The following is a 13,990-nucleotide window of genomic DNA, read 5'->3' as shown; positions in this document are numbered from 1 at the left end:
TTCTTTCTCTTCATAAATATCCGGCCGGACGCCGACGCCCGGTGCACCGCCGCAGAAAGGGGCGTGGCGGCAGGGTGCCAGGCGGCGGGCGGAAGGGCGTTGCGGGCGGGGCGGTGATGGACACCGGCGGCACTTCCCGGTACGTCCGACGGGACCCGCGCCACACCGGCGCGGCGCGGCAAGACAACGGGAGCATCCAGGGGCGTGTTCAGAAGATTGCTTGGCCTGTTCCGGCGGTATGCCCGGCAGCACCGGCACCTGGTCGTGACGGGCTTTTCCTTCGGGGCCTTCAGCGATCCGAAAACCAGGAAACTCGATACCGGTCGCCTGACCGGCCATGTCGACCGGGTCGTCATGCAGGGCGACAAGGTGACGTTCTACGGCTGGACCACCGCCGAGCGCATCACCCTGGTCTCGGCCCTGGGCAATGCCGTCACCCGGCCGGACATCCTGCGCACCGACGTGGCCGAGGTGCACAAGATCAGCCCCCGGGTGGGCTTTGAGCTGACCCAGCCCTACGGCAACAGCCGTTTCACCCTGGTCGCCGAGGTCGGCCCCCAGAAGATCGAGCACCATTGCGCCCCGATCAGCCGGCTGCGCCTGAAACGCAACAGCCTGTTCCTGTTCCTGCGCTTTCTCGGCGCCGTGACACGCGCCGCGCCCCATGCCATCCGCGCCCTGCGCCACGGCGACCCGGCCTCGCGGGCCGAGGTCAAGCGCATCCTCGGCCTGGAAACCCGGCCCGAGGCCGCGCCGATGGAATCGCTGATCTTCGAGGATCCGCGCTGGCCCGCCGAATGGCCCGACCCGGCCCCGGTGACCATCGTCCTGCCGGTCTACAATGCCTTCTCGCTGCTGCCCGAAGTGCTGGACCGGGTGTTGCGCAACACCGATCTGCCCTGGCACCTGGTGGTGATCGAGGATTGCTCGTCGGATGCCCAGGTCCGGCCCTGGCTGACCGATTGGGTCGCCCGCCAGGAGGCCGAGACCCCCGGCCGCATCACCTTGCTGCTCAACGAGGAAAACCGCGGGTTCATCGCCTCGGTCAACCGCGGCTTCGCCGAGGCCCTGACCCGGGGCAACCACGTGCTGCTGCTGAACTCGGATGCCTTCGTGCCCGAACGCTGGGCCAGCCGCATGCTGCGCCCGATGCTGATGCATGACGACGTGGCCACGGTCACGCCGATGTCGAACGATGCCGAGATCTTCTCGGTCCCGGTGATCTGCGAGCGCACGGTGATCGAACCGGGCCAGGGCGATGCGATGGATGCGCTGGCCCAGCGTTTCAACCCCGAGGCCACGCTGTCGCTGGTGCCCACGGGCGTGGGGTTCTGCATGGCCATGAACATCGACTTCCTGGCCCGCGAGCCGGAATTCGATACCTCCTTCGGCCGGGGCTATGGCGAAGAGGTCGACTGGTGCCAGAAGATCCGCCGCCTGGGCGGCCGGCACCTGGGCCTGCCCGGGCTTTTCGTCGAACACCGCGGTGGCGAAAGCTTCGGGTCCGAGGAAAAGCTGCGCCTGGTCAAGAAGAACAACGAGACGATCGCCCGGCGCTATCCGCCCTACGACATGGAGGTCCAGACCTTCATCGCCGCCGATCCGCTGGTCACCGCCCGGGTCGGGCTGGCCATTGCCTGGGCCATGAGCCGGCCGGGCGAGGCCGATGAAGAGACCGGCTTTCCGATCTACATCGCCCATTCGCTGGGCGGCGGGGCCGAGAAATACCTCGAACGCCGGATCGAGGCCGATCTCGACCGCGGCCGGCCGTCGGTCGTGATCCGCGTCGGCGGGCCGTCGCGCTGGCAGCTCGAGGTCGTCTCGGCGTCCGGCCGGGTGGCCGGCATGACCGACGACTGGGCCTTTGTCCTGCGCCTGCTCGAACCGATCACCCGGCGCCACGTGGTCTATTCCTGTGCCGTGGGCGACCCGGATCCGGCCGTGCTGCCGGAATTCCTGCTCGACCTGCCGGGCGCGGATGACACGTTCGAAGTGCTGTTCCACGATTTCTTCCCGCTGACCCCGTCCTATACCCTGCTGGACGAGGACGGGCGCTATCGCGGGCCGGTGGTCGAGCTGCGCGACGACCCGGCCCACAGCGTGATGCGGCCCAATGGCGACCTGATCGGCCTGGCCGGCTGGCGCGCGGCCTGGGGCCGGATGATGGCCGCCGCGACCGAGATCGTGGTGTTTTCCGACGACAGCTATGCCCAGGTGGCCCAGGTCTACCCGGCCCATGCCGACAAGCTGGTCAAGCGGCCCCATGCCATGCTGGTCGACGTGCCGGTCATCCCCCGGCCCGACACGGCGGTGCGCACCATCGGCGTGCTGGGCAACATCGGTTTCCAGAAAGGCGCGGCCGTGGTGGCCGAGCTGGGCCGGCTGGTCGAGCCGGACAAGACCATGGAGCTGGTCGTCGTGGGCAATGTCGATCCGGCCTATACCCCGCCGTCCAATGTCACCGTGCACGGCGATTACGGCATCGAGGAACTGCCCGAGCTGGTCGCGCGCTACGACATCACCGAATGGCTGATCCCCTCGATCTGGCCCGAGACCTTTTCCTTCACCACCCACGAGGCCCTGGCCACGGGCCTGCCGGTCTATGCCTTCTACATCGGCGCCCAGGGCGCGGCGGTGGCCCGGGCCGACAACGGCCGGCCGATCCATTTCGACGCCGACAGCCCGCTGGCCAGCCACGTGCTGAACACCCTGCGCGGCGAGACCGGGCTGGCCGGGCAGGGCGGTGGCACCCCGGACGGCACCACAGGAGGAACCGAGCCGCAGACCGAACCGCTGACCGTTCCGGCCGGCGGCGCGGGCCTGCGCAAGGCCGACGCATCATGAGCAAGATCAGCATTCCGATAAAGCGGCTGGAACAGGCCGGGATCGAGGTTCTGCCCCGCGGGCCGCAGCCCCAGGTGGCGCTGCCCCGCCACACGGTGCTGGAAGCGCCGGGCAGCCTGAAATGGACCAATTACGAGCATTCGATCGAGCTGGGAGCGTTTTCCTACCAGGTCTCGGGCTATTGCTTTGCCGCGCGGATCGGGCGCTATTGCTCGTTCGGCGAGGATGTCCAGATCGGCCGCCAGAACCACCCGATGACCTGGGTGTCGACCTCGCCGGCCTTCTACCTGGGCGACCAGCTGTTCGGGCTGGGCAACGGGTTCAAGGGCGCGCGGGAATACCACGATTACAAGTTCAGCTTCGACGGCCCGCCGACCAAGGTGAAGATCACGACCATCGGCAATGATGTCTGGATCGGCCATGGCGCCTATATCGCCGCCGGGGTGACCATCCACCACGGCGCGGTGGTCGCGGCCAATGCCGTGGTGACCAAGGACGTGCCGGCCTATGCGGTGGTCGCGGGCAACCCGGCGACGATCAAGCGCTGGCGGATCGATCCCAGCATCATCTCGGGCATGCTGCGCTCGCGCTGGTGGCGCTTTGCGCCCTGGCAGCTGACCCACCTGGACCCGTCCAAGCCGCACCAGTTCATCCCGGCCGTGCTGGGCATGAACGACGTGCCGGAATTCGAACCCGATGTCTTCGACCTGCGCGGGGGCGGCTGACCCCGCCCGCCCGATGCGTCGTTCCCTTCACCCCCGTTCCCTGTCCCGGCGCCTGTCCGCCGCGCGCGCAACCTTCGGAGAGACCATGTCCAGGACCCCTTCCCAGAGCCCGGCGGTTGATGGCGCCGCGCTGGCCGCCCGTTCGCCGATCGTCTTCCTGCACATTCCCAAGACCGCGGGCCAGACCATCCACCATGCCCTGGCCACGATGGTGGGCAAGTCCCATGTCAGCCCGATCCGCACCCATACCCAGGCCCAGGGCGGCGCCCGCCAGATGCCCGCGGGCCATGCGCTCTATTCCGGCCATATCGACTGGACCGAGATCGACGCCCTGCCCGGGGACCGGTTCACCTTCACCGTGCTGCGCGACCCGCGCGAACGGATCGCGTCGTTCTATTTCTTCCTGCTCAAGGAAGCCGAGGCCCTGGATGCGGCGGCGCTGAACCTGCCCCAGAACTATGGCAAGAAGCTGATCCTGCAGCGCTCGGCCGAGGATTACTTCTTTGGCGGGCCGGAGAATTTCAACATCTTCATCCTCGACCATTACGACAATTTCTACACGTCCTACCTGGCCACGCGGAAGATGCGCGGCCGGCCCGAGCTGAAGACCCTGGACCGCCAGGCCCGGCTCGACCGGGCGCTGGCCAATGCCGGCCAGATCGACCGGATCTACCCGATCTCGGACCTGGCCGGGCTCGAGCGCGACATCGCCGAGCGCTTCGGGGCCAAGATCTCGGTCGCCGGGACCTATGCCAATGCCGGGCCCATGGCCCGCGAGCAGAGCCGCTGGCCCAAGCTGCTCAACCGCATGGCTACCGACAAGGGCCGCGCGGCGCTGGAAGCCTTTGCCGAGGCCGACCTGGAGCTGATGAACCGGCTGGGCGTGGCGATGTGATCGCCTGATCCCCGGGACCACGGCCCGTGGCGGGGACAGGGCCGGATACTTGGAAAGAGAAAGAAGCAGCACGTCGGGCCCCGGCGGCGCGGGTGGTGCCTGTCACCGGCCTTTTGCTTCTTTCTCTTCATAAATATCCGGCCGGACGCCGGCCCGGGGGCGCGGATCTCACAGAAGAAAGAGATCCCCGGACAACCCGCCGGTTGTCGTCAGCCCTTCGATCAGCAGCGAGGCGCCGGTGTCGAAATCGAGCCGCACGCCGGTGTCGGTGACCTCGGCAAAGCGGCTGACGATTTTGGCCGTGCTCAGCGTGCCCGACCAGAGCGCCGCCGCATCCAGGTGGATTTCCTCGATGCCCGGGCGGAAATCGGTGATCACGTCATGGCCGCCGTCGAAGACGAAACTGTCGTGGTTGCCCCCGCCGGTCAGGATGTCGTTGCCCGCCCCGCCGTGCAGCACGTCGTCGCCATGGCCGCCGTAGATCTCGTCATCGCCGGCCCGGCCGTGGATCTCGTCATTGCCCTCGCGGCCCCAGAGCCGGTTGGCCGCCCCGTCGCCCCAGACGAAATCATCCGCCCGGCCGCCGACCATTTCCTCGATGTCGACATAGCTGTCGCCCGCCGCCTCGCCGGTGTTGCGCCCGGCATTGGCCAGGTCGATGGTCAGCGGGTCGGTCGCCCGCTTGTACATCGCCCGGTCCGACCCGGTGCCCCCGATCAGCGTGTCGGCCCCCGGCCCGCCTTCCAGCAGGTCGTTGTCGGCCCCGCCGTCCAGCCGGTCGTCGCCCTTGCGCCCGACCAGTGAATCCTTGTTGTTGCCCCCCGAGATGAAATTGTCCTCGGTGGTGCCCTTGAAGATGTCGCGCCCGTCGCTGCCCACCAGGTTCTCGATCCCGTCATAGGTATCGCCCGCGGCCACGCCCTTGTTCTGCGAGGGGTCCTTCATGTCGACGACCAGCTGGCCGGTGCTCTCGGAATAGACCGCCGTGTCGATCCCCGCCCCGCCGATCAGCGTGTCGCCCCCGTCCAGCCCCTGCAGGATGTCGTCGCCCTTGCCGCCCTGCAGCACGTCGGCCCCGTCGGTGCCCACCAGGGTCTTGCCCTCGACGATGTTGCCCACCGGGGCATGGGTCAGGCTGCCGGCAACCATCGCCGCGCGGATGTCGTCCTCGGACAGGGCCTTGCCGTTGGCCGACAGGATCTTCAGCGTCTCCTCGGCAAAGCCCAGCTGGATGCCGTTGGACAGCTGGGTAAAGCTGACCTGGTCCGGCCCGCGCAGCATGGCCCAGCCCGACAGGTCCAGCCGGTCGGTCCCGGCCTCGAAATCCAGGATCTTGTCCAGCACGCCGTCGCCGGCATCGAGCACGAAGAGATCCGCCCCCGCGCCGCCGCGGAACTGGTCGGCCCCGGCGCCCCCGGCCAGGATGTCATCGCCATCGCCGCCCTGCAGGGTGTCGTCGCCCCGGCCCCCGACCAGCATGTCGGCCCCGGTCCCGCCGCTCAGCGTGCCCCCCGACGCCCCGGCCTGCAGGGTCTCGCCGGCCGGGCCCAGGTCCCAGGCCAGCCGGGTCACCCCGCCTTCGCTGGCCGAGCCCACGAAGATGTCGAGCACCCCGCCATTGGCCGTCATGGCCAGGCTTTCGACATTGTCGAGCCCCATCTCCAGGCTGTCGGCGATCGTGTCCAGCACGACCAGCCGGCCGGTGGGCAGCAGGGTCATCAGCGTCACCCCGTCATCGCCGCCGGCGGCCAGCACATAGGCCCGGTCGCCGGCCATGGCCGTGGCCAGGCTGCCCAGGCCCTGGAACCGCGTGTCCAGGCTGTCGACCAGGTGATCGGTGGCCGTCATCACCCCGTCGTCCAGGGCAATGACGCTGAGCGAGGACGACCCGGCCGCCCCGGCCAGGACAAAGGCCCGGCCGTCCAGGGTGACGCTGGCCAGCACCGAGGGCAGGTTGACGCCCAGCCCGTCGGCCGCGCCGAGGCTGTCGACCTGTTTCAGGCTGCCGTCGCCGTTCATCCGGTAGCATTGCAACGTGTCGTCGAGGGCCGAGGCCAGCACCAGCCAGCCCTTGCCGCCGTCGGTCACGGCAACCATGGCCGCGATGTCCCCGGGCTTGCCCGTCGGGGCGCTCGGCCCGCGCACCAGGGCCAGGCTGCCGTCGGTCTCGATGCGATAGGTGCCCAGCTGGCCCGGCGTTTCGGTCGCCGCAAAGAGATAGGCCGTGTCGCCCAGGGTCAGGGTCGCGCTGGCATGGATCGGGCCGCCCAGCCCGCTGGCCTCGAGATCGCTGCGCCCGCCGATGCTGCCGCTGTCGGTCAGGGCATAGGCCGGCAGGCCGGCCGGGCCGCCCGACAGGACAACCGCCTGGGTCGTGTCGCCGAACTGGATCAGCTCGACCTCCAGCGTGCCGAGGTCGTCGATCTGGCCGGGCAGGGCCTGGCTGTCCATCGCCGCCGGGGCATCCCCGCCCGACAGGTCATAGGCCGTGATCGTGCCGGTGACCTCGCAGGTCGCGTAGAGCACCGGACCGGCCTCGGTCCACAGGATATCAAGATCACTCACGGCTCCGGTCGCCGCCAGGTCGGTCCCCAGCGTCGCCACATAGCGCATCTCGGCCATGTCACTCACCCTCTGTATCGGTCTGCGGGCGGCCCCCACCGGGCCGGTGCGCAGAAGATCAGGCAGGGGGGCGGAGAAAACCGGCGCACCAATGTGGCAGCGCCGCGGCGCTTCGGTCGGTTTTGCGACGAATTGGCGAGACGGGCCTGCCAGGGCGCGGTGAGCGGGCGGGCCGGACGACAGGGCAGGACTGGCGGGTCAGGGCCGCCGGCGGGGCCTGTCAGGGATCAGGGGCGGGGGCCGGATGGGGCGGGGGTCGGATGCCGGCGAGTCGGATGCCGGCGGGCCGGATCGCGGGAGAGGGCCGGGTCAGGGCGGCGCGGGGCCGGGATGGCCCGCGCCGCGCCGCCGGTGATCAGCCCGCGGCGGCCTTCTTCTGCGACTTGCGCATGTCCCAGCGGGTCCGGCGCAGGATGCCGGCATGCATCAGCGCGGGATCGCCGGCAGCCTGGGTCAGCAGCTCGCGGCCCGGGCGCAGCGTGTAGCCGAAGAAATCCAGCAGGTCTTCATGCTGGGCCAGCACGCCGTTGACCCGGTCCCATTCCGCGAAGGTCAGGAAGGCGAATTGCCGGGCCGACAGCTCGACGATCTCGGTGATCGCCTCGTTGGCCTTGCCCCGCAGGTCGGTGGCCGTGACGGTGTCCAGGTCCAGCGCCTGGTTGACGATGGTGGGATCGGCGCAGAAATCCTCGTAGCGGATGCGCGGGATGTCGGGGAATTGCTCGATGAACCGGCGCTGGGTCTCGGCCTTGAACACCCATTCCCGCGCGCGCTTGCCCATCTTGTGGGCGGCCATCGGCGGGAAGGAATAATTGTAGAGGCAGGACGAGATATAGGCATAGGGGCTGGTGATCGAGAACAGGCAGCGGGCCCGGTCGCCGAAGGCCTCGCGGATGGCATCGACATGCAGCAGGTTGGGCGGCGAGCATTCGATGAACAGCGACTGGCCGGCCTCTTCGGCCAGCTTGGTCCATTCGTCCCGGATCCAGGCCCAGTCGAGCTTGTGGTCGGGATCCCAGGGCTTGCTGCGCATGGCGTCGCGCACGGCGGGGGCCATCTGGCCTTCGTGGTTTCCGAAGGGCGGCAGGTAGCCACCGGTCTGGCCCTGAAGATACTGACCGATGATCGTGGTGCCGGAATTGTTCGGCGACAGGAGGAAGATGAAATCGACGGCCACGGAGCCCGCTCCCTGAGAAATATGTAAAACGCACCTTGTCTTAGCCCGTCGTGGGGGGCGCGCCAACCGGGTTGTGCCCCGGGCGGGGGGCCGGCCTCTTTCCGCCGGTGAAGAATGCGGCACCGGTGCGCCGGATGCGGGCCGGCACGGAATAAATGCAACATAAGATGGATTACCCGAAACATGCGCCAGGCCGGCGCGGGCGGGGACAGCGCCGGGTTTAGGCGGGTTCGGGCGGGTTCGGATGGGGCCGAAGGCAAGGGATTGCCGAGCGGCCGCCCGCGCCCCGGGACGCGCCATTGCAGCCCCGCGGAGCGCGGGGCAAGATCGGCCCCGCGCCCGGGGGCAGAACACCTGGCCAGGCCCGCACCGGCGGGACCGGCGGGACAGGCCCGGCGCAGGGACAGGACCGGGATGGCCGGGACAGGACAAGACGGAGCCGGCAGCCGGACCATGACAGACAGACCCGCCCCCCCCGACCGCCGGGCCCGTCCGATCCGCCCGCTTTTCCGGTCCCCGATCCGTTTCCCGGGCCAATTGCCGATCCAAATCCCGGGCGGCCTGGCCTGTTCCGGTGTCGCGCCCCTGCTGGCGCGCCTGGGCGTCGCGCCCCTGCTGGCGCGCCTGGGCATCATGGCCCTGCTGGCCGGTCTCTGCCTGCCCGTGGCCGGGCTGCGGGCCCAGGAGGCAGGCCCGGAACCGGGCCGGGAAACGGTCATGGGCGTGGCGGGGGGCAACGGGGCCAACACGGCCGGGCGGCTGGTGCCGATCTGGCGCCACCAGCCGGTCATCGGCATCTGGCTGAGCGGAGGCCAGGGCCTGATCGATGTGCCGGATTACCTGGACGGGACCGATTTCCCCTATGCCCGCCGGCCCTACCCGCGCGAAGTGCCCTTTGCCGACGGGCTGACCGTCGTGCGCCTGCTGGGCGGCTGGGACCCCCGTGACCTGGGCAAGGGCGAAAGCCGGACCTATGACGACATCGCCCAGGGCGACCTGGTCACCCGGCCCTTCGGCGCGCCGACCCGGCGCAGCACCGGGCTGGCCGATCTCGGCCCGCTGACCTGCGACCGCCAGGCCGGGCGGTGCAGCGGCGTGCTGGAATGGCGGGATCCGGCAGGGGGCGATCCCGGCGACGCCCCCGGAGACGATCCCGGAGACGATCCCGGGGGCACGCATCTGCTGATCACCGTGCCGGGCCGGTTGCAGCTGTGCACCGATGCGCCGGGGCAGCAGCGGATCGACTGGTTCGAGATCGGCACGCGCTACACCTTCAGCCTGCGCCGGGTCGCCGGCTGCCCCGCCGGCGACGGGCCCGCCGGGACGCCCCCCCGCGAGACGGCCGAGGCCGGCGGGTTCCGCCCGGACGGCGATGGCACCCTGGTCGTCGAGCCCTCGCAGCTCGACTATCATTTCGACCTGCTCCGCCGGCGGCTCGATCCCTACCTGGCCCAGGGCTACACCGACCTGACGCTGGTGCTCGACAATATCCCCTGGGCCCTGCCCGCCGCCCCGACCACCGGCACCTACGGCCAGACCGCCCCGCCGTCGAGCCTGGCCGAATGGTCGGCGTTCACCGGCCGGCTGGTCGATGCGCTGATCGCCTTCTACGGGGTCGACACGGTGTCCGGTTTCCGGTTCCGCCTGGGCACCGAACAGCAATCCCCGCGGCGGTTCTCGGGCACTCCCGGGCAATACCTGGCGCTTTACGAGGCCACGGTCGCGGCGATCCGTGCCCGCCTGCCCGACGCCCGGATCGGCCCGTTCAACCAGGCCGGGGCCGAGGCCGATGCCACGGGCCTGACCCATGCCTTCCTCTATGCCAACATCGCCGATCCGGGCGACATCGATTTCGTCGCCCATTCGCTCTATTACATTCCCAAGCCGCGCGGGAACATCCTGGCCAATGTCCATACCGCGCAGCGCCTGCCCGATTACGAGGCGCTCTGGCGCCAGCTGCCCATGGCCCCGGGCACGACGGTCGAGTTCCAGGAATTCGGCGTGCTGCGCAACCAGGCCGGGCTGGCCACCGGAGAGCCCGGCGCGCGCGGCGCGGCGCTGCACGTGGCCGACATCTTCGGCCTGCTGGCGGCCGGGGTCGACGGGCTGTGGCACTGGCAGCCCTTCGAGCGGCTGCGGTTGCAGGGCGCGGGCGTCGACACCCAGGTGCTGACCGGGCGGGGCTGGCTCTATCTCGTGCTCGAACGGTTTGCCGGCGGGCAGATCTATCCGCTGGCGGTCACCGCCGCCGATGCGCCGGACACGCGGTTCACGGCCCATTACATCGAGACCGGCGGGGACGACGACGCCCGGGGCCTGATCCTGGTCAGCGCGTTCAATCCCGACCAGGCCCGGGATTCGGCCGATCCGCTGCGCGTCACGGTCGAACTGCCCGCCGGGCTGATCCCCGATCCGGGCAACCGGCGCTTTGCCGAGGTGTCGCTGTCGCAGGAGACCGCGGTCTTCGACCTGATCCGCGCCGACCTGGCCCGCGAGGGGCTGCTGAAGGCCGAGTTCGCGGCCCTGCCGGGCCAGCCGGTCTCGGGGATGCGCACGATGACCGACGGCGCCGGCCGGCGCTACGTGGCGCAACACTGGCCCGCCTACCGTGCCGCGATCGTCGACACGCTGACCGCCCGGCCGGTCACCCCGGCGATCACGGCGGGCGGCGATGGCCACCGGCTGACGCTCGACCTGCCGGCGCCCTCGGTGCGGGCCATCCTTGTCGATCCGCGCTGACCCGGCCCGGCCCCGCGGCCCGGACGGGGCCCGGAGACCCGGCAGGGATCACGCGCAGACTAGGGGCAGCAGACCAGCTTCAGCGTGCAGTTCTCGGTCAGCAGGACGGTGTTCAGGGCAAAGCCGTCTTCCTTCCAGTTGCTGAACTCGACCCGGCAGACCTGGTTGGCGAACTGGTCGGTGATGCGCACCACGTCGCTCGAGAAGAACCGGGTCTCGAAATTGCCGCTGGCATCGGCGGCGAGGGACCAGGAGAAATCGTTGCGGCTGCCGTCCCGCGTCCAGGTGAATTCGCCGATCGCCGCGCGCAGGTCGTTGACGTCCGAGGTATGGGCATAGACCCGCACGTGGCTGGGCCGGAAGCCGGGCGTGACCGCGAACACCCCGGTGCCGGTCAGGCTGACCGTCTCGATCACCGGCGCATCCGAGACATGGCCCCGGTTACCCGCGATCCGCAGGGGCATGGCCGGCTGGAAGACATTGTCATTGGCGGTCTTCCACAGGGCCATGCCCGCGGGCAGGGCCGAGAAATCGTTGTCGATCACGGTCAGGTCGCCGGCCAGGTTGTCGCCGCCGCTCTTGACCTGGGCAAAGACATGGCCGGGATGCACGGCCCGGCTGTCCTCGAACCGGTTGCCCCGGAAGATCACGTTGTCGCAGCCCGAGCCGCCCAGGGTGCCGACCCAGAACAGCGACCCCTCGCTGATGCTGAGCTCTTCGGCGCATTCCGGGCGCTCGCCGACATTGAACCCGAACCGTTCGGTGAAGGGGCCGAAGGGCTTGCGCCCGTCGCCGGTCTTGGTGGCGTTGGTGATGTTGTCGATGAAGGTGTTGTCGATGATCCGCAGGTTGCGGCAGCCCGGGCAGTTGATCGCCGTCTCGACCCCGCCGCGGATGCGGTTGCCCCGGATGGTGATGTCGCGCGCGCCGTTGATCTCGATCATGTGGCTGACCAGGTCGGTCATGTAGCCGTCCAGCAGGTCGCAATCCTCGATCAGGATCTTGCCGCCGTTGTAATTGGCCTTGGCATTGATGAAGATCGTCGCCTCGCCGCAGCCCTTGGCCTGCAACCGCCGGATCGTGCCGCCCCGGGTCGGCATGAAGGCCACGGCCGAGCGTTCGGCCCCGTCGATATGGACATCCTCGATCAGGATGTTCTGGGTGTCGCAGAACGTGGCGGTCGGGGCCTTGGGATTGCCGACCGACTGGGTCCAGATGCAATGCATCGCATCGTCGTCCTTGCCGCAATCGATGAATTCCAGGTTGCGGAAGACCGTGTTCAGCCCGCCGCCCTCGCCCAGGGTCATCCGGCGGAAGCCGATGAAGCGCACGTTCTCGATCCGCGCGCCGATGGTCTGTTTCAGGAACACCCCCGCCCCGGCCTCGGCATAATCGGGGTTGCGCCGGTCGACGGCGGGATCGGTCAGCAGGGCGATGTCGGCAAAGCCGCCCATCGTCGTGACCGTCGGTGCCGAAACATAGCCCGACCCGCCGCGCGACAGGGTGACCGCGCTCAGCGTCCCGCCCGAGATCGTGGCATGGCCCTTGGCCCCGGTGCCGCCGCCGCCGTCGAAGCGCAGCATCACCGTCGAGGGCTGGTAGGGATGGGTCGGGTGGCCGTTCCAGCCGGTGCCGCCGGCGTCGATCGTGACCCCGGTCACCTCGCCGCCCGACACCACGGCGCTCAGCGCCACCCCCGAGATCCCCGCGGCCAGCGCCCCCGAGCCCATGACGTAATCGGCCGCCGGATCGGTGACGGGGGTGCCGTCGGCCCGGCTCAGCCAGCGCGCGAAGGGCAGGTCGGTGCCATCGAGATCGCAATCCAGGATCTGCGGCCGCAGGCAGGTCCGGCTGCCGTTCGCCCCGACGTCGCGGTTGGTCAGCCAGCCGGTGGTGCCATCCGAGCTGGCCAGCGCCTTCAGCCCGCCCCGCCCCTGGCCATGACCGCGAAAGGTCACCTGGCTGGCGATCGTCGTGTTGGTCAGCCCGTAGGTCTTCTGCAGCCCGCCCTGGATGACCCCGCCGCCGAGGCTTTCGAGGTAATCGTTGGCCGCGTTCCAGGCCGGGGTATCGTCGGTCAGCCCGTCGCCCACCGCGCCGAAATGTTCCAGCGCCACGGTGTTGCCCGGCCGCAGGCCCGGCAGGTCGGGGATCAGCCCGGCCCCGGCCGACCAGACATAGCTCAGCCCGTCGGCCCGGATCTCCTCGCCGTCGGGCCGCTGGCTGGCCGCGGCCAGCGAGACCAGCGCCGCCCGGCTGGCCAGCGCCCGGTCCCTGTCACCGGCATTGTCGAAGATGTCGATGACCGCCCGGGCCATCGGATCGCCGGCGATCCACAGGGCCTGGTCCTGGGCCAGGGGCACGGCCAGGCTGTTGCCCGGGCGCAGCAGATGCGCCTGCGCCGGGGCGATGGCCGGGGCCAGCCCGCCCTGGGCCAGGGCCCAGCGGATGTCGCTTGCCGAGGTATTGCTGAGCAGCATTTCGCAGGCTTCCGCCGCTGCATAACGGTTCTCTTCGGTCCAGGCGGCGGTCAGGGAGAACGGCATTGAAACCATCGGGCGGATCCTGTTTTCCAAGCAAGGGCAGTGACCGGCGGGCAATCGGCCGGACCGCGAAACCCTCGCTGCAGAAAGCTATTTCATGGTTAACACTGCGTACGGCCCCCTATCCCGGGCCCATCCGGCTCCTGTCCGGCCCGCCCGGGCCGGCCCCCGTCAGCCCCCGTCAGACCGCCGAAGGACCCCCGAAAGACCTCCGTCAGGCACGACTCCCGCCACCGGCCCGGCGACATGTATCGCGGGCCTCCCTTGTGAAGGGCCTTGAAACAGACTAGAAAAAGACGGCTCGTTTCCGGCGCAGACCGGGACCGGGCATGGGGTGGGCGGGAACCGGCAGGGCCCCCGTCCGGATGACAGACAACACTGGGCCACGGCCCGGAGCGCACCCGGTAGGGCGGGCGGGTTTCGGACTGGACAGAATAAACCTTAA

7 protein-coding genes are annotated in these 13,990 nt (G+C 69.7%); 4 read left to right on the top strand and 3 right to left on the bottom strand.

Going from position 1 to position 13,990, the window contains the following annotated elements; all coding sequences use genetic code 11:
* The first annotated feature begins 204 nt into the window (after positions 1 to 204).
* The 3 genes from ACK3BB_RS27290 (at position 205) to ACK3BB_RS27280 (ending at position 4,464) form a co-directional block, all read left to right on the top strand.
* A complete protein-coding gene (locus ACK3BB_RS27290) occupies positions 205 to 2,844 on the top strand; it encodes a glycosyltransferase (protein ID WP_428929920.1) in 2,640 nt (879 codons plus the stop codon).
* Positions 2,841 to 3,569 (top strand): CatB-related O-acetyltransferase, encoded by a 729-nt coding sequence (locus tag ACK3BB_RS27285; protein WP_428929919.1) that lies wholly within the window; start codon positions 2,841 to 2,843, stop codon positions 3,567 to 3,569. Before ACK3BB_RS27290 ends, ACK3BB_RS27285 begins: the two co-directional genes overlap by 4 nt.
* Positions 3,570 to 3,654: 85 nt before the next feature.
* Positions 3,655 to 4,464 carry a sulfotransferase family 2 domain-containing protein gene (locus tag ACK3BB_RS27280; RefSeq protein WP_428929918.1) on the top strand — a complete coding sequence of 270 codons (810 nt, stop codon included), beginning with the start codon at positions 3,655 to 3,657 and terminating at the stop codon, positions 4,462 to 4,464.
* A gap of 168 nt (positions 4,465 to 4,632) precedes the next feature.
* On the opposite strand, the gene ACK3BB_RS27275 is transcribed toward ACK3BB_RS27280, so the two are convergent.
* Together ACK3BB_RS27275 and ACK3BB_RS27270 are read right to left on the bottom strand one after the other, a co-directional pair.
* Complete coding sequence (locus tag ACK3BB_RS27275) at positions 4,633 to 7,086, bottom strand: hypothetical protein (RefSeq protein WP_428929917.1); 2,454 nt, start codon at positions 7,084 to 7,086, stop codon at positions 4,633 to 4,635.
* Positions 7,087 to 7,441: 355 nt separating this feature from the next.
* Positions 7,442 to 8,263, bottom strand: coding sequence for a hypothetical protein (locus ACK3BB_RS27270; RefSeq protein ID WP_428929916.1), 822 nt, complete (start codon positions 8,261 to 8,263; stop codon positions 7,442 to 7,444).
* A gap of 537 nt (positions 8,264 to 8,800) precedes the next feature.
* Between ACK3BB_RS27270 and ACK3BB_RS27265 the strand changes: the two genes are divergently transcribed.
* The gene (locus tag ACK3BB_RS27265) at positions 8,801 to 11,002 is read left to right on the top strand and encodes a GH39 family glycosyl hydrolase (protein WP_428929915.1); all 2,202 of its coding nucleotides are present in this window, start codon (positions 8,801 to 8,803) and stop codon (positions 11,000 to 11,002) included.
* 59 nt (positions 11,003 to 11,061) lie between these two features.
* Here the strand turns inward: ACK3BB_RS27265 and ACK3BB_RS27260 are convergent, their stop codons facing one another.
* Positions 11,062 to 13,557, bottom strand: coding sequence for a hypothetical protein (locus ACK3BB_RS27260; RefSeq protein ID WP_428929914.1), 2,496 nt, complete (start codon positions 13,555 to 13,557; stop codon positions 11,062 to 11,064).
* Positions 13,558 to 13,990: the final 433 nt, after the last annotated feature.

The sequence above is a fragment of the Marinibacterium sp. SX1 genome (assembly GCF_050389775.1).
Taxonomy (GTDB): Bacteria; Pseudomonadota; Alphaproteobacteria; order Rhodobacterales; family Rhodobacteraceae; genus Marinibacterium.
This window is presented reverse-complemented; position numbering and strand designations above follow the sequence as displayed.